Raw genomic sequence first — 20261 nt, forward strand, 5'->3', positions numbered from 1 at the left:
GATGTCCCTTACCCTTTTGTTGTTAACTACGGTAACGATTAATTACGGCCGGTGCCACGATCTGCATAATCAGCACCGATAAATAAGTCAGGCCAAGCGGAAAAAATGCCGCATTAAACACGCCTAACGCCACCACTAACAGTGCAATGGTGATAAATACCTTAAGCGCCTCGCCAATCGCGAATGACCAGGCCACACGCCCATCAGCGGGCTTGTGCGACTGATGACGTAAGGCAAACAGCACAAACAAAACATTCGGCAACCAGGCTGCCAATCCCCCACCTAATGCAGAAGCGGCAGCATTGACGCTATTGAGGCTGAAAACAGCACTCAACAAAGCAAAAGTCACTAACTGTAACAACAGCAGCCTGAAGGCTACTTTTCCGCTGTAAAGGGATACAGGCATGACGTTTGCTCTCTCCGTACCTTTTCAGAGGTATACCGAATAACGTATAAAACTGCCTTTACACCATTGAGTCAAGCAGCAAAAACCGAGCAAATTATACGGGTCATACCTGCGAATTCAATCGATAAGTAGCGAAAAGGTGAACAATTATTTAAATTTCTTTCTGAAGCCCCGTTTTTACTAACAATCATCCCTGTTCACGTCTGGTGTAATTAATTTCTAAAGGCCTCTAATCTGTGATGTGACTCACATAACAGGCTTTACGACTATTTATAATAGAACATGTTTTTTTTTGCCTTTAGCAAAATAAGCTATTTATTTTATTTAAATTCAATAGATTATAAAAACCTTTATTTTAAAAACGTCACAAACAACGTTTCAACCCCCTATTGACATTATTGATATCGTTTTTTTACTCAATTAACAAAAAAACAACTAAATTTTGATGACGATGATTTATTTTCGTTCGTTATTATTCAGTGCGAAAGCAAAAGGACAACGCTGAAAAAACGAAGATGTAAAATTTCAGTGATCGTGATGCGTTCTGGAACGCTGCCGCCGATAAACGAGGTGGCAACGTCACACGCAATATTTAGTTATAATTTTTTTGATAAAAAACAAAATTAGTTTGGTTTAAGCACGACCAAATGGCGCTCGCCTTCCAGTTCGGGAACAGATAAGCGAACAACCTGATCCAATAGAACACCTTGTGGCAAGGATGACAATTCATCTTCTGGAAGTACGCCTTTTAGCGCATAAAACCGCCCTGTCGCTCTGGCAGGAAGATGGCTGCACCAGCTAATCATGTCATGCAGAGAAGCAAATGCCCGACTGATCACGCCATCAAAAGGCAGCTTTGCGGGAAACTCTTCAACACGACTTTGCACCGGTGTGATGTTTTCAAGCTGCAGTTCATGCTGAACCTGACGCAGGAAACGTACACGCTTACCCAGGCTATCCAGTAAGGTAAAATGCGAATCAGGGCGAACAATTGCTAATGGAATCCCCGGCAAACCTGGCCCTGTTCCCACATCGATAAAACGTTGTCCGCGTAGATGTGGCTCAACCACGATACTGTCCATGATGTGGCGGACAAGCATTTGCTGCGGATCGCGCACAGACGTCAGGTTATAAGCTTTGTTCCACTTATTCAGCATATCAATATACTGTATCAGAAGATTTTTTTGCTTATCTGAAATCACAATGCCAGCCGCGTTTAGCAGATTATCGAGTGTGTTGCGCACAATAATATCCCGATGAAAAAGATGAGGTTAATAATAAAAATAGCCGGATAACCGGCTATTTAAGGGATAAGTTTACCTTAAATCAGGCGCTGCGGCACAGCAGACCCTGTTTTTTAAGCCAGATCAGCAGAATGGAGATTGCCGCAGGCGTAATACCGGAAATCCGTGAAGCCTGACCGATAGACGACGGTTTGTGATCGTTCAGTTTGGCGATAACCTCGTTGGACAACCCGTTAACCTGCTTGTAGTCCAGAGCGGCAGGCAGCAACGTATTTTCATTACGCAGCTGTTTCTCTATTTCATCTTGTTGACGAGCAATATACCCTTCGTATTTGACCTGAATTTCAACCTGTTCAGCAGCCTGCTCGTCGGTTAATCCTGGAGCAAACAGCGGTAGCGCAGTCAGTTGAACGTAATCCACTTCCGGGCGACGCAGTAGTTCTTCACCGTTTGCTTCGCGGGACAACGGCGTTTTCAGCAACGAGTTAACTTGCTCTAACTGCTCAGACTGCGGGTGAACATGAATATCACGCAGGCGCTGGCGCTCTTTTTCAATATTCTCGAGCTTCTCGTTGAAACGTGCCCAGCGATGATCGTCAACCATTCCCAACTCGCGACCGATTTCAGTCAAACGCAGATCGGCATTATCTTCGCGCAGCATCAGACGATATTCAGCACGCGACGTAAACATACGGTAGGGTTCTTTCGTTCCCAACGTACAGAGATCGTCAACCAACACGCCGAGATAGGCTTGATCGCGACGCGGTGACCAGCCTTCCTTATCGGCAGCGAATCGAGCGGCATTCAGCCCGGCCAGCATGCCCTGCGCAGCGGCTTCTTCGTACCCTGTTGTGCCGTTGATTTGTCCGGCGAAGAACAGGCCATGAACAAATTTATTTTCCAGCGTCGGTTTCAGATCGCGAGGATCAAAGAAATCGTATTCAATCGCATAGCCAGGGCGGACAATGCGTGCATTCTCCATTCCTGCCATTGAACGAACAATCTGCCACTGAACGTCAAACGGCAAACTGGTTGAGATCCCGTTAGGATAAATTTCGTTGCTGGTCAGGCCTTCTGGCTCAAGAAAGATCTGATGCGTGTTTCGATCGGCAAAACGCATGACTTTGTCTTCGATCGATGGGCAATAACGCGGGCCGATCCCTTCGATGATCCCGGCATACATTGGGCTACGATCCAGATTATTACGGATCACATCATGGGTTTTCTCGTTGGTATGTGTGATGTAGCACGGCATTTGCGCCGGATGCTGGCTTGCATTCCCCAAGAATGAGAAAACTGGCATTGGGTTATCACCGTGCTGTTGAGCCAGCACACTAAAATCGATCGTTCTGGCGTCAATACGTGGCGGAGTACCCGTTTTCAGACGGTTAACGCGTAGGGGCAGCTCACGCAGGCGACGTGCCAGCGGAATAGAAGGTGGATCGCCTGCACGCCCACCGCTGTAGTTATCCAGCCCGATATGAATCTTGCCGTCAAGGAAAGTGCCTACCGTTAATACGACGGCTTTTGCACGAAATTTTAGTCCCATCTGGGTTACTGCACCCACGACACGATCGTTTTCCACAATCAGATCGTCAACAGCCTGCTGGAAGATCATCAGGTTGGGTTGATTCTCCAGCGCGGTGCGGACAGCCTGGCGATAGAGCACGCGATCCGCTTGTGCGCGAGTGGCTCTAACTGCCGGGCCTTTACTGCTGTTTAGTATCCTAAACTGTATACCGGCCTGGTCGACAGCGTGCGCCATCAACCCTCCCATGGCATCGATCTCTTTAACCAGATGGCCTTTGCCAATACCGCCAATCGCCGGGTTACAAGACATTTGCCCCAGCGTATCAATATTGTGTGTAAGTAAAAGCGTCTGTTGGCCCATTCGGGCAGAAGCCATCGCAGCTTCTGTTCCGGCATGACCGCCACCGATCACGATGACGTCAAAGGGATCTGGATAAAACATGGTACTGCTCCTCGCATTATTGCGAATGATGAGTGGAAAACGATCGTTATTTGCCCTGGGGTGGGGGATTCTACTCAACTTTGAGCCAACGACCAAGTCCGTTGGATCCTCGTTAATTAAAGAAAGATCTTTTTATTTAAAGATCTCTTTATTAGATCTCTTATTAGGATCGTCTGGTTGTGTGGATAAGTGATTATTCACATTAAAGATCAAGAGAATGGCATTGATCCTTACCTGTGAATGATCGGTGATCCTGGCCAGTATAAGCTGGGATCTTAATGTGGGTTTATACACAGGACAAAAAACATACTCGGGTTTTTATTGGGATAACTACGGCTTTTACACCAGAATTAAGTATAGTTATCCACATTCAACTGCCGAATATTTAATCTTATTTGAGTAAATTAACCCACGATCCTAGCCATTCTTCAGCCGGATCTTCAGGAATCTGATGCTGGGTGATGTCGATCTCAAGGATTTCACCGATCCGTTTCGCCCCTAACTGGGTTAGCACACGATCCGCTGTTTGGATCGCGCCACAGAATGTGTCGTACTCTCTGCTACCGATCCCTATCGCACCGAAGCTCACCTGAGAAAGATCGGGCTTCTGTTGTTCCAGTTGGTTAAACAGCGCTTTCAGATTGTCAGGAAATTCTCCCGCACCGTGGGTGGAGGTCACCACCAGCCATACACCGCTTTCAGGCAGTGCATCAAGTTCAGGACCGTGTAGAAGTTCAGTGGAAAAATCATCCTTCTCCAGCAGTTCAGCCAAATGCTCTGCGACGTATTCGGCGCTGCCAAGGGTACTGCCACTGATCAAGGTAATGTCTGCCATAGCGATCCCATCCGATAAAAGACAGGACATTGTACGCTGTGATCTGGCTGGGATCTACCTGTGGATAATATGGGTATAGGAAAAAAGCATTACGGCGCGATCGTCCGCATGATGGGGTTTTGCAGAGAGATTAGCGTTTCCGTGGACTGAATTTCATCAATGGTTTGGATCTTGTTGATAAGTACATGTTGCAGTGCTTCTATCGAGCGGCACATGACCTTAATAAAGATGCTGTAATGTCCGGTGGTGTAGTAGGCCTCGACCACTTCTTCCAGATTGTTCAGTTTCTCCAGCGCCGAGGGATAATCTTTGGCGCTTTTCAGAATGATGCCGATAAAGCAGCACACGTCATAGCCAAGCTGTTTCGGGTTCACGTCCAGACGCGTGCCGACAATGATGCCCGCCTGTTTCATTTTTTCCACCCGAACGTGGATTGTTCCCGGACTGACAGAAAACTGTTTTGCCAGTTCGGCATAGGGGGTGCGCGCATTTTCCATTAAGGCGGAAAGAATGCCGCGATCGAGATTATCGATCTGATAAATTTCTGCCACTTTGAGCCTCCTGTTTTAGCGAATAATGATTTTATATCGCTATAAAATGACGGATTAAAAGCACAAGAGCAATTTATCCATAAGATTATTGAATGACTAGCTGTTTTTATTGCTTAATGAATAACTAAATACGGTGAATAAGAGACGCGGCAATGAAAAAGCAGTACATCGAAAAACAGCAGCAAATCAGCTTCGTTAAATCTTTCTTCTCCAGCCAACTGGAGCAGCTTCTGGGATTGATTGAAGTCCAGGCACCGATTCTTAGCCGTATCGGTGATGGTACGCAGGATAACTTGTCCGGTACGGAAAAAGCGGTGCAGGTTAAGGTGAAAGCCCTGCCGGATGCCACATTTGAAGTGGTGCACTCACTGGCTAAATGGAAACGTAAAACGCTGGGCGCGCATGATTTTAGCAGCGGTGAAGGCATTTATACCCACATGAAGGCTCTGCGCCCGGACGAAGATCGTCTGAGCCCGATCCACTCGGTTTATGTCGATCAGTGGGACTGGGAGCGCGTGATGGGAGACGGCGAGCGCCATGTAGAGTACCTGAAATCGACGGTAACGCGTATTTATCAGGGAATCAAAGCGACGGAGGCTGCGGTATATCAGGCATTTGGCATTCAGCCTTTCCTGCCGGAACAGATTCATTTTGTGCATACCGAAACGTTGCTACAGCGCTATCCCGATCTGGATGCCAAAGGGCGTGAGCGAGCCATTGCGAAAGAACTGGGCGCGGTCTTCCTGATAGGGATTGGCGGCAAGTTGTCCAGTGGGCAATCTCACGATGTGCGTGCGCCGGATTATGATGACTGGACGACGCCAGGTGAGCAGGAACTGGCGGGCCTGAACGGCGATATCGTCGTATGGAACCCGGTTCTGAACGATGCGTTTGAGATTTCATCCATGGGCATTCGCGTGGATGCAGAAGCGCTCACCCGCCAGCTGGCTCTGACGCAAGATGAAGAACGTCTGAAGCTGGAATGGCATCAGGCGCTGCTACGCGGTGAAATGCCGCAAACGATCGGTGGAGGAATCGGTCAGTCTCGTCTGGTTATGCTGTTGTTGCAATTGTCACACATTGGTCAGGTTCAGTGCGGCGTGTGGCCACAGCCGCTGCGTGAGTCGGTTTCCGGCCTGCTTTAATACGCGTTGCTGTGCTGCCAGCGGCGCATTAAGCGGCTTTTTAACCCGGTATCAAAACGCCAGATATGGTCAAAGATGTGCATGATGCCGGGTTTGCCGTGATCGGACATCGCTACAGCATGGAAACGGTGCTGTAGCTGCGTCTGGCGGCTTTTCACCTTATTTACTACCTCGTCTGGCAATCGCTGGGCGATAAAATCCGAAATCACCACGGCGTCGGCGTCATGCCAAAGCGCGTCATCCATCTTATCCAGCAGCGCTGACAGACAGGCACTTATATCCGTACCGCCACGGAAGGACTGGCTGAGAAAACGTATTGCCTGTTCTAATCCATCCGCAGACGTGAGTTCGTATTTCACCACGCCGGTAGAAAACAGCATGATATAGCAGCGGCGGTTGTCAGCGAGCGCGATGCGCATCAGCGCCAGACAGAAGGCTTTGGCACAACGCTCATTAAAGCCGCCCATTGAGCCTGACGTATCAACGCAGACGATAAACGGGCCACGCGGCTGCTGTTCGTTTTGCTGATGCACCACGGGGCGTTCGGTGATTTTCTCGCGCCAGCTCTCACCTTGTAAACGATACGTCAGAAGACGGTGTTCCAGCAGACGGCGATAAAATTCGTATTCCAGCTCGCTGATGCCCAGTGTGGCTAGCTCTGTCGGCATTAAACGTAGGATATCGTCGCTCTGATGCACGCCGCTCACTTGCTCAGGCACGGTGGCAGGTTCCCGTACGCTTACCCGAAAGGCTTCTTGTGGCGCTTCCTGTGTGAGGATAGATTTGGTTTCCCGGCTGCGTCCCAGACGTTCTGCCAGTTTTTGCAATGCGGGCTGGCGTTGCAGAAAAGCGCCAAAATCCAATAACGGACGGGGATCGGTTTGAATACGCTGTGCGGCGCTGAGATCCCAGAGTCGTCCGGCTGCATGTTCATTTTCGGCCAAAATCGGTTCGAGCTTGCCGCTGAGCGTCAGGCGCTGTTGTAGTTCATCCAGCAGAATTTCCCGTTCTTGCTCCATCAACTGCTGATGCAGTGAAACGGTTTGCAATGTGAGGCTCAACCTCCAGCGTTGAAGAAAGAGCGCATGGAGCCCACTGGTGATCTTCTGCCCCAAGGTTCGCTCTGGGGGGGGGATAAGCTGTGAGGCCTGCGTCAGAAACGGTGACTCCACGGTGTTCAGCGTATCCATAATCGCAGGCAGGCGTGTCTGAAAAGTCTGGTTGTCGACTGATTGTGAACGTTGGTAGCAGCTAAATTCTTTTTCCAGCTCTGGCGGTACCTGGGTGGTACGCAAGCGCTGCTTTAAGGTTTCTTTCCAATGAGGAAGGTCATTGAGTAACGCTGACTTCAGGCTGGGGGACTTTTCAAAGAAGAAAGCGAGCTGAGGCGTCGCCAGCAACGTGGCGACAAGATCGTCCAGCAGCTCGTTTTCATCGATAGACAGCAGTATTTCCAGTGATTCCAGCGTGATCATCGGCGTTAATCCTGTTGCTCTGATTGCTGGATTTGCTCGGCAACCTGTTGCAGGCTGGCCTCTATTTTGGCCAACCACTCGCTCGGAACGAACAGGCAAGGTTGATGCTGGCTGAATAAGCGGCGCTGTTCACGCAACTGCATGTTCAGTTTTTCATATTCATCGGTAATTTCGGCAGGAAGCGCAACGTCGCGCTTTTCCGGCAGAGAAAGAATTGAGGATTGCAGGCTGATATCGCGAATGGCCAGATGCTGGCGATCGTCCACCAGCAGATCGAGGCGCTGGGTAAAACCAATACCGTTGAGCTTACCCCGGATTTCCCCGCCTTTTTGTAGCCAGCCTTGCAGGGCATTCTTGTCAATGATCAGGTAGTTAACTTCAATATCGTGCAGGATCAACGGGCGTTGCAGCACCAGTTCCAATGTTTCAGTGTCGATTGTGTCGGGCAAGGCATAATGGAATGTCCGGCCGAGGAAGTGCCCCTGTTTCTCTACCGAAAATGCCTGTAATTCGCTTTGTTCACGCTGGTATTGCTGACGTTTGGTGTTCGCCTGTTGCAGCCGGAACAGCAGACTTTTCTGCTGGTAAGCGTGCTCGGTAATCAGTAGCTCGAGTTGGTGTTCGATGAGCTTCAAGGTGTTTTGGTCGTGCCAGAGACAGTCTTTCAGTAGAATAATATCAACCGGCGTAATGGCGTCCCGACCGCAGAAAAATGCGCTGGCCTGAAGCAGGCGCAGGGCTTTTTTCCAGCGTCGATCGGAAATGTAAGGTGCCTGTTCCAGCATATCGAGCTGCTGGCGCAGCGTGTAAATCAGCTCGAAGCACGATTCCGGCAGTGCGACGTGCTCAATATCCTTCTGCCACTGTAGGTACTCTTCATCGCTGACGCTAAGAGCAGGCGGAACGGGGTTATCACGTTCGCTGCTGTTGTTCACGAGGAGCGCACGGAAATTCTGTTTTTCCTGGACACGATCGAGCCACAGGCGGATGAGCATGCGGTCATAAAGCGCTTCCAGACCGCCATCCGCCTCCGGCAGTTCATTCGATGCCGCGACCAGCAGGCGCATGGGGATGGTGTCTTCGCTGTTGCCGTTACGGAAACGTCGCTCGTTAATGGCCGTCAGCAATGTGTTCAAAATTGCAGGACCCGCTTTCCAAATCTCATCCAGAAACACGATTTCAGCTTCCGGAAGATAGCCAGCGGTCAGACGCTGATAGCGGCCTTCATCTTTTAATGCCTGAATGGAAAGGGGACCGAATACTTCTTCCGGGGTGGAAAAGCGGGTCATCAGGTATTCAAACGCGTTCGCGTGACGAAACGCGAATTTAAGACGCCGGGCGATCATACTTTTGGCGATACCTGGCGGCCCTAGCAGAAAAACACTTTCCCCGCTTAGCCCAGCCAGAAGACAGAGACGAATGGCGTGCTGTCTTTCGTAGAGCCCGTGTTCTAGCGCATGGCTGAGACGAGAAATTCTTTCAGCCAATGCCGCAGTTTGACGCATAATTAATCCGTTAGTCCCATGATGTGATGTATTGAAATCGTTTATTTTTAAACTCGGTTGCTCTACTGAACGTCGAGGTTAAGAAAAACCCTACTTTTAGAAAGACAATAGTGATAATAAACGGCAGATCACAGATTTTTATTAGAATACTTTTTACGGATTATTACACCCTAACGGGGTGAGTAAGCAATAAACCACTTTTTACAGGATGTTTCCTATACAGATGAACAGCACAATAAAAATGGGGTTTTACCCTGATTTGTGCATACTGTGCGCTTTTGGACGAGTTGTTGTGAATGACGCGCTTCGCGGACTGATTAATAACAGAAGATAGGTTTATGAGCTCAGAACATAAACGTTCGCTTCCGGCTGTCACGCTGGCGGCCATCGGGGTGGTTTATGGAGATATAGGAACCAGCCCTCTTTATACGTTAAGGGAATGTTTATCAGGGCAGTTTGGTTTTGGGGTCGAGCCTGATTCGGTCTTTGGCTTTCTTTCACTGATCTTTTGGCTGTTGGTCCTTGTGGTGTCGCTGAAATACCTGACCTATGTGATGCGTGCGGACAACGCAGGCGAAGGTGGGATTCTTACCTTAATGTCGCTAGCCGGGCGCAATACTTCCGATCGCATGACGTCTGTGCTGGTTATTATGGGGTTGATTGGCGGCAGCTTCTTCTATGGGGAAGTGGTCATCACGCCAGCCATCTCGGTAATGTCGGCGATGGAAGGGCTGGAAATTGCCGCGCCGTCGATGGACAGCTATATCGTCCCGCTCTCGATTGTCGTCCTGACGTTACTGTTTATCATTCAAAAACACGGTACGGGCAGCGTCGGCAAGCTGTTTGCTCCGGTGATGCTGATTTGGTTTTTGACGCTCGGTGTGCTGGGCGCGCGCAGCGTGATCGCCAACCCAGAAGTCTTACAGGCGTTGAATCCGATGTACGCTGTGCGCTTCTTTGCCGAATATAAAGCGGTATCGTTCTTCGCGCTGGGGGCGGTAGTGCTGGCGATTACCGGGGTCGAGGCGCTCTATGCTGATATGGGGCACTTCGGCAAATTCCCGATTCGTCTGGCCTGGTTTACGGTGGTGCTGCCGTCGCTGGTATTAAATTACTTCGGGCAGGGCGCGTTGCTGTTGAAGAACCCGGAGGCGATCAAGAACCCCTTCTTCCTGCTGGCGCCAGATTGGGCGCTGATTCCACTGATGATATTGGCTACGCTGGCGACAATCATTGCTTCGCAGGCGGTGATTTCCGGCGTTTTCTCCCTGACCCGTCAGGCAGTGCGGCTGGGTTATTTGCCGCCAATGCGTATCGTACACACGTCAGATATGGAATCTGGTCAGATTTACATTCCCGCTATTAATTGGATGCTGTATATCGCCGTCGTCATCGTGATTGTCAGCTTTGGACATTCGAGCAATCTGGCTGCGGCTTACGGGATTGCGGTAACGGGCACGATGGTGATTACCAGTATTCTGTTCTGTACGGTGGCGGTGAAGAACTGGCTCTGGAATCGCTATCTGGTGTGGGTATTGCTGGCGGGGTTACTGGTTATCGACATACCGATGTTTTTGGCGAACGTGGTCAAGATTCTGTCCGGCGGCTGGCTACCGCTGGCGTTAGGTATGGTGATGTTTATTATCATGACAACGTGGAAAAGCGAGCGCTTCAGGCTGTTGCGTCGGTTACATGAGCATGGTAACTCCTTGGATGCGATGATTGCATCGCTGGAGAAGTCGCCGCCGACACGTGTACTGGGAACCGCTGTCTATTTCTCGCGTGCGACTCGCGTGATCCCGTTCGCGCTGCTGCATAACCTTAAGCACAATAAGATCCTGCACGAGCGCGTGGTGCTGTTAACCATGCGAACGGAGGATGCACCCTATGTGCTGAACGCGCGCCGCGTAACGGTTGAACAGCTTTCGCCGACGTTCTGGCGCGTGATAGCCAACTATGGCTGGCGTGAAACGCCGGATGTGGAAGAGGTCTTCCAGCGCTGTTGGCAAGATGGGTTAACCTGTCAAATGATGGAAACCTCTTTCTTTATGTCCAACGAATCGCTGATTATCGGTGAGCGCCCATGGTATCTGCGCTTGCGCGGCAAGCTATTCATGATGCTCAGCCGCAATGCGCTACGAGCGGCGGATCAGTTTGAAATACCGCCGAACCGGCTGATTGAGCTGGGGATACAGGTCGAGATTTAAGCGATCCCTCTATATTCTCTATCGTTAACACACTGCAGCGACTCGTTGTTTGTTATTAGGGAAACACGGGGATGAGGTTCCCGACACCTCGCCCTGTGGTCGACCGTGTATCTCGATCTTACCCCAATGTAATGTCTAACAGCCTTTACCAATTCACTGACACAACCAGCCCGCCTTCGGGTTGGTTGGTGAACGTGACCCGCATGTGGTGCAGTTTGGCAATATTGTTGACGATGGAAATCCCCAGACCACTGCCGGATTTTTCCTGCCCCGGTGGGCGATAAAAACGCTCTCCGATTCTTGTCAGTGCTTCCTCGCTGATGCCCGGTCCGTTATCAGCCACCTTAAAGCCGCGTTCCGTTAGTGTCAGACTTACCGTCCCGCCTTCATGGCTGTAGCGAATGGCGTTATCCAGCAGATTACGTACCAGCAGAGTCAGCAACAGCGCATGGCCCTGTCGGATAATCGGGGCGTCCGGTAAATCCAGCGTCAGTTCGATCCCTGCGGTTTGCGCCGTAGGGTAATGCGCAATCACCGCCTGTTGCAGTAAGTCATTAAACTGAACGGGCTGCATCCCTTCGGGGGATGCGTCGGCATCCAGTCGCGACAGCGTCAGGAGTTGATCCACCAGCCGTGTGGCCCGCTCGATCCCTTTGTCCAGATTGACCAGTGCATGGCAGCGCATGGCTTCATCGTCATGCGCCAACTGCGCGACTTCGGTTTGAACTTTTAATGCTGCTAACGGGCTACGCAATTCGTGAGCAGCATCAGAGGTAAAACGACGTTCTCGAACCAGCATGTCGCTGATACGGGAAAACAGGTGGTTCAGTGCGTTAACCAGCGGGCGAACTTCTTGTGGAATGTACTGCGTCGCCAGCGGTGTACTTTCGTCAGGGGAACGTTGCTGAAGCTCGGCGGTTATACGTTTTAGCGGCGAGAGTTCACGCGTCACCAGCCAGAATAGTAGCGCTAGCATGATCGGCAGGGCGAATAACCAGGGCATCAGGTTGGTTTTTACAATATCCAGCGTCATGTCCTGACGGTATTCCCATTCTTGCCCAACCGCAATCGCGTAGCGATTATCCGCCGTGGTTAGCCAGACGATGCGCCAGTCCTCGTCATCATCGCGTAATTTGCCATCGGTGAAGCCGTTGCGCTGATAGTCAAAAATGAAATCTTTGCCGTTCTCGCCGTCGTTCAGCACCATTTTCCCGTCGCGGGTAAAAATAGCGAAGGCCAGCGCATCATCTTCCTGTTTACCGCGGTTCTTATGCACCAAACTCTTGGTTTTGGGTAGAGAAACCGGTTGGATTTGCAACTCATCGGGATTCATGGTGGCCAGACGTTTGGCAAACAGCATTTGCTGGGTATCAAATAGCTCATTGATGTTATGGCGCGTTTGATACCACGCCAGCAGACTGGCTACGCCCCAGCAAATCAGCGTCAGCAGCGAAAAACCGGTAATCAGGCGTAAGCGCAGGCTGAGTAGGTTCATGGTGCATCTCCCAGAATATAGCCAACGCCATGCACGGTACGGATAAACCCGCTGCCCAGCTTTTTGCGCAGGTGGTGGATGTGCACTTCTACTGCATTGCTGGAGACATCATCGTCCCACCCGTAGAGCTTTTCTTCCAACTGGGCGCGCGTGAGCACACGGTTCGGGTTGAGTAAAAACAGTTCCAGCAGCGCCAGTTCACGGGATTTTAGTATCAACGGCTCATTGTTAAGCGTGACGGTCCGTGAGCCCGATTCAAGGGAAACCGCACCGTGCGTTAATGTGGGCTGGAGTTGGCCGTGACGGCGGCGAATTAGCGCCTGAAGACGAGCGGCAACTTCCGCCAGTGCAAAGGGCTTACATAAATAATCATCGGCACCCTGCTGGAGCCCTTCCACACGCTGTTCCAGCGCATCCCGAGCGGTCAGAATCAGCACCGGTTCGTCATGCCCAGCCTGACGCCACTGGCGCAGGATATCCATTCCGTCCATACCCGGCAGGCTGAGATCGAGCACAACCACATCATAGGGCGCGGCTTTCAAGGCAGCGGCGCCCGCTTTGCCTTCCGTAAACCAGTCAATATTAAAACCCAGTTTGATTAAGCCTGCTTTCAGGCCATCGCCAATCAGGCGATCGTCTTCGATTAACAATATTCTCATGGCTGCCTCACAGGGAATGTGTCGCTGTCGCGTTTGCGCCTTTTCCGGTTTTATACGAAATCGGGGGGCTGCGTGTACAGGACAAATCGCTGAAATCGGGCGATTTCGGCAATATAAAAAAATAAAAATGCAGACGCTGATTCCTTAAGATTCTGTTAAGAACGGTTTGTTTTAATCCTTCCCGAAGACCGATTACTCCCGCAGGTTGACTGCGAAATCGTTGACTGTGAAACGACAGACAAGATAAGGAAGGTAAATATGAAAAAAGCAGCTGCGTTACTTGCCATTACCGCTCTGGTTTCTGCTCCGGTATTTGCCGCACAAAGCGGCGGTGGTTTCGTCAACCCTGAAACGCCAGCGGTTGGCACACATAAAGGGGGGTTCATCGATCCACAGAATTCCCTCACGACGGTAGATAAGGCTAAAGATCTGCGTGACGACAGTTGGGTTACGCTGAGCGGCAATATTGAAAAACGAATCGGTGATGAGAACTATCTGTTCCGCGATTCGACAGGCACGATGGAAGTCGAGATCGATCACAAGCGCTGGAATGGCCAGATGATTTCACCCACCGATAAAGTGGAAATTCAGGGGGAACTGGATAAAGACTTCAATTCCGTCGAACTGGATGTGAAGCAGATTCGTAAACTCTAAATCGTTATCCTCAATTCCCTATTGGCGGGCTTTTGCCCGCCATTTCTCTCTCTTCTATAAACGCCTCTTGTTCTCTTTATTTTTTTGTTAGCGAAACGTTTCGATACTGATCACACTTTTTTTATCTCTTCGTTGCCTTTCCCTCTTCTTTTCCTAGAATGTCACCAGCGAAACGTTTCGCTGGTGGGGTGAGAAGATGAAAAAAGCAGCACTATTGAACGCAGATATTTCTTCCGTGATTGCTCGGCTGGGCCATACCGATAGCCTTGCTATTGGTGATGCGGGTTTACCGATTCCTGAAACGACGACGCGTATCGATCTGGCGTTGACGCATAACGTGCCGACGTTTTTGCAGGTGGTGAGTGTGATCACCAGTGAAATGCAGGTTGAGGCCGCTATTCTGGCGGAAGAGATCATTGAGAAGAACCCCGCAGTCCATGACGCATTACTCGATCAATTGAAGCAACTTGAACAACGCCAGGGAAACTCAATTGCATTGCACTATGTCAGCCATGAAGAATTCAAAACCCAAAGCGGCAAAAGCCGGGCCATCATTCGCAGCGGAGAGTGCTCTCCGTATGCCAATGTCATCCTGTGTGCTGGCGTAACGTTCTGAGGTATCCATGCAACCTTTACTGCAACTGCAAGGCATCACGAAATCTTTTCCTGGCGTTAAAGCGCTGTCCGGTGCGGCGCTCAACGTCTATCCGGGGAAAGTGATGGCGCTGGTGGGCGAGAACGGTGCGGGCAAGTCCACCATGATGAAAGTCCTGACCGGGATCTACCGTAAAGATGCCGGTAGCATTCATTTTCTGGGGCAGGAGGTGAATTTCAACGGGCCGAAAGCGTCCCAGGAAGCAGGTATCGGTATCATCCATCAGGAACTTAACCTGATTCCCCAGCTCACGATTGCTGAGAATATCTTTCTCGGACGTGAATTTACCAACCGCTTTGGCAGCCTCGACTGGAATAAGATGTATGCGGAAGCCGACAAGCTGCTGAAGCGCCTTAATCTGCGCTACGACAGCCACCGTATGGTCGGGGATTTATCGATTGGCGATCAGCAAATGGTGGAAATTGCCAAGGTGCTGAGCTTTGAATCGAAAGTCATCATCATGGATGAACCCACTGATGCTCTGACGGATACCGAAACGGCTTCGCTATTCAGCGTGATTAACGAGCTGCAATCCCAGGGATGCGGCATTGTCTATATTTCCCACCGCCTGAAAGAAATCTTTGAAATCTGCGACGACATTACTGTCTTGCGCGATGGTCAGTTTATTGGCGAGCGCCCAGTCAGTGACTTACAGGAAGATACGCTGATTGAAATGATGGTGGGCCGCAAGTTGGAAGATCAGTATCCGCGTTCGAGTAAAGCGCCGGGAGCGGTCCGCCTTAAGGTACAAAACCTGTCCGGTCCGGGGGTCGACAGCGTCAATTTTACGGTGCGAAAAGGTGAAATCCTCGGCGTGGCGGGGCTGATGGGCGCGGGTCGTACCGAGTTGATGAAGATCCTCTACGGTGCTCTACCGCGTACTGGCGGTAATGTGACGCTGGATGGCCGCGACGTCGTGACCCGTAAACCGCAGGACGGTTTGGCGAACGGTATCGTTTACATTTCGGAAGACCGTAAGCGTGATGGCCTGGTGTTGGGCATGTCGGTAAAAGAAAACATGTCGTTAACGGCATTGCGCTATTTCAGCCATGCAGGCGGTCGTCTCAAGCACGCTGAAGAGCAATTAACGGTCGCTGACTTTATTCGCCTGTTCAACGTTAAAACGCCGTCAATGGAGCAGCCAATCGGCCTGCTTTCCGGCGGTAATCAGCAGAAAGTGGCGATTGCTCGCGGCCTGATGACGCGCCCCAACGTATTGATCCTCGATGAACCGACGCGTGGCGTCGATGTCGGGGCGAAGAAAGAAATTTATCAGTTAATCAACCAATTCAAAGAAGAAGGGCTGAGCATCATTTTGGTGTCATCCGAAATGCCCGAAGTATTGGGAATGAGCGATCGCATCATTGTGATGCATGAAGGGCGCTTGAGCGGTGATTTCCCGATTGAACAAGCAACCCAGGAAGTACTGATGGCTGCGGCCGTTGGTAAGCAATACGGCGCAAAGCAGGAGTAAGTCAGACATGAGTTCTCAATCTATCACGGCAAAACGCTGGTTCAGCAAAGAGTGGTTACTGGAGCAGAAATCGCTGATTGCGCTCCTAATCCTTATTGCGATTGTTTCCGCCATGAGCCCTAACTTTTTCACTCTGAACAACCTGTTCAATATTCTTCAGCAGACGTCAGTGAACGCTATCATGGCGGTTGGCATGACGCTGGTAATTCTGACCTCGGGCATCGATTTGTCGGTAGGCTCGCTGCTGGCGCTGACCGGTGCTGTCGCGGCTTCCATCGTCGGGCTTGAGGTCAACGCTCTGGTGGCGGTATTTGGCGCATTGGCGCTGGGGGCGCTGATAGGTGCAGGCACAGGGATTATTGTTTCCAAAGGTAAAGTGCAAGCGTTTATCGCTACGCTGGTCATGATGCTGTTGCTGCGCGGCGTGACGATGGTCTATACCAACGGCAGCCCGATTAATACCGGCTTTTCGGATGTAGCAGATGCGTTTGGCTGGTTTGGTATCGGCCGCCCACTGGGGATTCCGACACCAATCTGGATCATGGCTATCGTGTTCGCGGCGGCCTGGTACATGCTGCACCATACTCGCCTGGGACGCTATATCTATGCGTTAGGCGGCAACGAATCCGCCACCCGTTTGTCCGGTATCAGCGTTGATAAAATCAAGATCATTGTCTACTCCCTCTGTGGGCTGCTGTCTGCCTTGGCGGGAATCATCGAAGTCGCACGTTTGTCCTCTGCACAGCCTACTGCGGGGACTGGATATGAGCTGGATGCTATCGCGGCTGTAGTATTGGGCGGCACCAGTCTGGCTGGAGGCAAAGGGCGTATCGTTGGCACGTTGATCGGCGCACTCATCCTTGGCTTCCTCAACAACGGACTGAATTTATTAGGTGTTTCTTCTTACTACCAAATGATCGTTAAAGCCGTCGTCATCTTGCTGGCGGTTCTGGTAGATAACAAAAGCAGTAAATAACCTTCATTCACACAGGAATTGCGTTATGAATATGAAAAAGCTGGCTACTCTGGTTTCCGCTGTTGCGCTGAGCGCGACTGTCAGTGCTAATGCGTTGGCCAAAGATACGGTTGCTCTGGTGGTGTCTACGCTGAATAACCCGTTCTTTGTTTCAATGAAAGAGGGGGCACAGAAAGAAGCCGACAAACTGGGTTACGAACTGATTGTCTTGGATTCCCAAAATAACCCAGCCAAAGAACTGGCTAATGTTCAGGATTTGACGGTACGTGGCACCAAAGTTCTGCTGATCAACCCAACTGATTCTGATGCGGTCGGTAATGCGATCAAAATGGCCAACCAGGCCAAGATCCCGGTTATCACGTTGGACCGCGTTGCCAGCAGTGGTGAAGTTGTGAGCCACGTTGCTTCTGATAACGCCTTCGGTGGTAAAGTTGCTGGTGACTTCATTGCCAAGAAATTGGGTGAAGGTGCCAAGGTGATTCAGTTGGAAGGGATCGCCGGAACGTCTGCCGCGCGCGAGCGTGGTGCGGGCTTCATGAAATCTGCTGAGAAAAATAAATTCGCGATGCTGGCCAGCCAGCCTGCTGATTTCGATCGTACGAAAGGGCTGAATGTGATGCAGAACCTGCTGACCGCACACCCAGATGTTCAGGCTGTATTTGCCCAGAACGATGAAATGGCGCTGGGTGCACTGCGTGCGCTGCAAACGGCGGGTAAAACCGATGTACTGGTTGTCGGTTTTGACGGTACTCAGGATGGTGTGAAGGCTGTTGAGTCAGGCAAGCTGGCGGCAACCGTTGCTCAGCGTCCCGATCAGATCGGTGTGATTGGTATCGAGACCGCAGCGAAAGTGCTGAAAGGTGAAAAAACGCAGGCCATCATTCCGGTTGACCTGAAGTTGGTAGCAAAATAATCAAAGAAATAAAGCAGGGCTCGCGCCACCCGTTTGTGGTGGCGCATTATTAACGTAGCGGGATTCGACATAATGAAAACGGGTAAGCTGGTGGTGCTGGGCAGTATTAATGCTGACCATATTCTCAATCTTGAGCAATTTCCCCGCCCGGGTGAAACGGTGATCGGTGAGCAATATAGCGTTGCTTTTGGTGGGAAAGGTGCCAATCAGGCCGTTGCCGCTGGCCGAAGTGGTGCTGACATCGCTTTTATTGCCTGCGTCGGAGACGATGATATCGGTGCCCGTATTTGCCAGCAATTATCCAACGATAATATTGACGTTTCCGCCGTTGAGGCTATCTCCGGGGAAACAACCGGTGTTGCGCTGATTTTTGTTAATGCTGAAGCAGAAAATATGATCGCGATTAACGCCGGCGCGAATGCGGCCGTGACGCCTGATTACCTTCATCGCCATCAGCAACACATTATGGATGCCTCCGCGTTGCTTATGCAGCTTGAGTCGCCGTTAGAAACGGTCATCGCAGCAGCCAAACTGGCGCATGAACACCAGACGAAAGTGATTCTTAACCCCGCTCCTGCACGTGAATTGCCTGATGAGTTATTGTCGCGGGTCGATATGATCACGCCGAATGAAACCGAAGCGCAGTTCCTGACGGGGATTAGCGTCGAAACGGAAGACGATGCTGCCCGTGCGGCACAGGTTCTACACCATAAAGGCATTGAAACGGTTCTCATCACATTGGGTAGCCGCGGCGTATGGCTAAGTGAAAACGGCCAGGGGCAGCGAATTCCAGGGTATCGTGTAAAAGCCGTGGATACTATTGCCGCCGGGGACACATTTAATGGCGCGCTCGTTACCGCGTTGCTGGAAAACCAAACGATGTCCTCCGCCGTCAAATTTGCCCATGCGGCAGCGGCGATCGCTGTGACTCGCCGAGGTGCTCAACCTTCTGTTCCATGGCGCGAAGAGATCGACGCATTTTTGCAAACTCAGGGGTGATCTTTGGCCACCATGAAAGATGTCGCCCGTCTTGCGGGCGTTTCTACGTCTACCGTATCTCACGTCATTAATAACAATCGCTTTGTCAGCGACACCATTCGCGAAAAAGTGATGAAGGCCGTTGAGGATCTCAACTATGCGCCGTCTGCGCTGGCCAGAAGTCTGAAAATAAACCAGACTCGCACCATCGGCATGTTGCTTACTGCCAGTAATAACCCGTTTTATGCCGAAGTGGTGCGTGGTGTTGAGCGTTGCTGCTATGAGCGGGGCTATAGCCTGATTCTGTGCAACACCGAAGGCGATCGCGACAGAATGAGCCATAGCCTTGAAACACTGCTGCAAAAGCGGGTCGATGGTGTATTGCTGATGTGTACCGAAAGCCATCGCCCTTTGCCCGAAATGATGAGCCGTTATCCTTCTATTCCTATGGTCATGATGGATTGGGCCCCTTTTGAAGGCGTTATGGATGTCATTAAAGACAATTCTCTGCTCGGTGGCGAGATCGCAACGAATTACCTCATCTCGCGCGGTTATAAAAAGATAGCCTGCATTGCGGGTCCGAAAGATAAGACGACAGCCTATAACCGACTAGAAGGTTATCGACAGGCGATGCAGCTCGCTGGGCTATCCGTTCCCGCTGATTATGAAATTTTCGGCGATTTTGAATTTGAAACGGGCTATCGCGCTATGCAGCAGTTATTAGCGTTGGAAGATAAGCCCGAAGCCGTGTTCACCAGTAACGATGCGATGGCCGTTGGCGTTTACCATGCGCTTTATCAGGCTGGGCTTTCGATCCCCCAGGATATGGCGGTTATTGGTTACGATGATATTGAGCTGGCTCGCTATATGTCTCCACCTCTTACTACTGTGCACCAACCGAAGGATGAACTTGGCGAACTGGCGGTTGATACACTCTTGTATCGTCTGGAGCATCCCAATACTGAGCCGAATGTATTGGTGCTGACGCCGGAATTAATGGTGCGTCAGTCTGTACGGTGAGATTTTCGCCCAATTAGCGGTGAAAAATCCGGCATAACGCCGTCTTTTACTGCGCTTTGCTGAAAAAATCCCCACTCGGAAATTATTTTGCATTTAG

18 protein-coding genes are annotated in these 20261 nt (G+C 50.8%); 9 read left to right on the forward strand and 9 right to left on the reverse strand.

Features of this window, described 5'->3' with window-relative positions; translation table 11 throughout:
• Nucleotides 1-22: 22 nt before the first annotated feature.
• The 5 genes from atpI to asnC form a co-directional block, all read right to left on the reverse strand.
• Nucleotides 23-406, reverse strand: a complete 384-nt coding sequence (gene atpI, locus ACKQAD_RS09870) for a F0F1 ATP synthase subunit I (RefSeq protein ID WP_409159999.1) — start codon at nucleotides 404-406, stop codon at nucleotides 23-25.
• A 623-nt stretch (nucleotides 407-1029) separates the two neighbouring features.
• Nucleotides 1030-1650 carry a 16S rRNA (guanine(527)-N(7))-methyltransferase RsmG gene (rsmG, locus tag ACKQAD_RS09875; RefSeq protein ID WP_409160000.1) on the reverse strand — a complete coding sequence of 207 codons (621 nt, stop codon included), beginning with the start codon at nucleotides 1648-1650 and terminating at the stop codon, nucleotides 1030-1032.
• A gap of 82 nt (nucleotides 1651-1732) precedes the next feature.
• Entirely contained in the window at nucleotides 1733-3622 is a 1890-nt protein-coding gene (gene mnmG / locus ACKQAD_RS09880) for a tRNA uridine-5-carboxymethylaminomethyl(34) synthesis enzyme MnmG (protein WP_409160001.1), read from the reverse strand.
• 391 nt (nucleotides 3623-4013) lie between these two features.
• Nucleotides 4014-4457 carry an FMN-binding protein MioC gene (mioC, locus tag ACKQAD_RS09885; RefSeq protein WP_409160002.1) on the reverse strand — a complete coding sequence of 148 codons (444 nt, stop codon included), beginning with the start codon at nucleotides 4455-4457 and terminating at the stop codon, nucleotides 4014-4016.
• Between the two features lie 89 nt (nucleotides 4458-4546).
• Complete coding sequence (gene asnC, locus ACKQAD_RS09890) at nucleotides 4547-5008, reverse strand: transcriptional regulator AsnC (protein WP_010300103.1); 462 nt, start codon at nucleotides 5006-5008, stop codon at nucleotides 4547-4549.
• A 152-nt stretch (nucleotides 5009-5160) separates the two neighbouring features.
• On the opposite strand from asnC, the gene asnA reads away from it, so the two are divergent.
• Nucleotides 5161-6153 carry an aspartate--ammonia ligase gene (asnA, locus tag ACKQAD_RS09895; protein ID WP_409160003.1) on the forward strand — a complete coding sequence of 331 codons (993 nt, stop codon included), beginning with the start codon at nucleotides 5161-5163 and terminating at the stop codon, nucleotides 6151-6153.
• On the opposite strand, the gene viaA is transcribed toward asnA, so the two are convergent.
• On the reverse strand, nucleotides 6150-7628 hold the full coding sequence (gene viaA / locus ACKQAD_RS09900; protein ID WP_409160004.1) for an ATPase RavA stimulator ViaA: 1479 nt from the start codon (nucleotides 7626-7628) through the stop codon (nucleotides 6150-6152). The genes asnA and viaA overlap by 4 nt on opposite strands.
• A gap of 5 nt (nucleotides 7629-7633) precedes the next feature.
• Nucleotides 7634-9133 (reverse strand): ATPase RavA, encoded by a 1500-nt coding sequence (gene ravA, locus ACKQAD_RS09905; protein ID WP_409160005.1) that lies wholly within the window; start codon nucleotides 9131-9133, stop codon nucleotides 7634-7636.
• 338 nt (nucleotides 9134-9471) lie between these two features.
• Here ravA and kup point away from each other — a divergent pair, with 338 nt between their 5' ends.
• The gene (gene kup / locus ACKQAD_RS09910; RefSeq protein WP_409160006.1) at nucleotides 9472-11340 is read left to right on the forward strand and encodes a low affinity potassium transporter Kup; all 1869 of its coding nucleotides are present in this window, start codon (nucleotides 9472-9474) and stop codon (nucleotides 11338-11340) included.
• A gap of 145 nt (nucleotides 11341-11485) precedes the next feature.
• Here the strand turns inward: kup and qseC are convergent, their stop codons facing one another.
• Nucleotides 11486-12835 (reverse strand): quorum sensing histidine kinase QseC, encoded by a 1350-nt coding sequence (gene qseC / locus ACKQAD_RS09915; protein ID WP_409160007.1) that lies wholly within the window; start codon nucleotides 12833-12835, stop codon nucleotides 11486-11488.
• Nucleotides 12832-13494, reverse strand: coding sequence for a quorum sensing response regulator transcription factor QseB (gene qseB / locus ACKQAD_RS09920; RefSeq protein ID WP_409160008.1), 663 nt, complete (start codon nucleotides 13492-13494; stop codon nucleotides 12832-12834). The genes qseC and qseB overlap by 4 nt, the downstream gene beginning before the upstream one ends.
• A 258-nt stretch (nucleotides 13495-13752) precedes the next feature.
• Between qseB and ACKQAD_RS09925 the strand changes: the two genes are divergently transcribed.
• The 7 genes from ACKQAD_RS09925 (at nucleotide 13753) to rbsR (ending at nucleotide 20164) form a co-directional block, all read left to right on the forward strand.
• The gene (locus tag ACKQAD_RS09925; protein ID WP_409160009.1) at nucleotides 13753-14148 is read left to right on the forward strand and encodes a YgiW/YdeI family stress tolerance OB fold protein; all 396 of its coding nucleotides are present in this window, start codon (nucleotides 13753-13755) and stop codon (nucleotides 14146-14148) included.
• A gap of 196 nt (nucleotides 14149-14344) precedes the next feature.
• Entirely contained in the window at nucleotides 14345-14764 is a 420-nt protein-coding gene (gene rbsD / locus ACKQAD_RS09930; RefSeq protein ID WP_409160010.1) for a D-ribose pyranase, read from the forward strand.
• Nucleotides 14765-14771: 7 nt separating this feature from the next.
• Complete coding sequence (gene rbsA / locus ACKQAD_RS09935) at nucleotides 14772-16277, forward strand: ribose ABC transporter ATP-binding protein RbsA (RefSeq protein ID WP_409160011.1); 1506 nt, start codon at nucleotides 14772-14774, stop codon at nucleotides 16275-16277.
• Between the two features lie 7 nt (nucleotides 16278-16284).
• Complete coding sequence (rbsC, locus tag ACKQAD_RS09940) at nucleotides 16285-17253, forward strand: ribose ABC transporter permease (protein ID WP_409160012.1); 969 nt, start codon at nucleotides 16285-16287, stop codon at nucleotides 17251-17253.
• 25 nt (nucleotides 17254-17278) lie between these two features.
• The gene (gene rbsB, locus ACKQAD_RS09945) at nucleotides 17279-18166 is read left to right on the forward strand and encodes a ribose ABC transporter substrate-binding protein RbsB (protein ID WP_005976509.1); all 888 of its coding nucleotides are present in this window, start codon (nucleotides 17279-17281) and stop codon (nucleotides 18164-18166) included.
• A gap of 72 nt (nucleotides 18167-18238) precedes the next feature.
• Nucleotides 18239-19165, forward strand: coding sequence for a ribokinase (gene rbsK, locus ACKQAD_RS09950; RefSeq protein ID WP_409160013.1), 927 nt, complete (start codon nucleotides 18239-18241; stop codon nucleotides 19163-19165).
• Between the two features lie 3 nt (nucleotides 19166-19168).
• Nucleotides 19169-20164 (forward strand): ribose operon transcriptional repressor RbsR, encoded by a 996-nt coding sequence (gene rbsR, locus ACKQAD_RS09955; protein WP_409160014.1) that lies wholly within the window; start codon nucleotides 19169-19171, stop codon nucleotides 20162-20164.
• Nucleotides 20165-20261: the final 97 nt, after the last annotated feature.

The organism is Pectobacterium artocarpous (assembly GCF_046159765.1).
Taxonomy (GTDB): Bacteria; Pseudomonadota; Gammaproteobacteria; order Enterobacterales; family Enterobacteriaceae; genus Pectobacterium.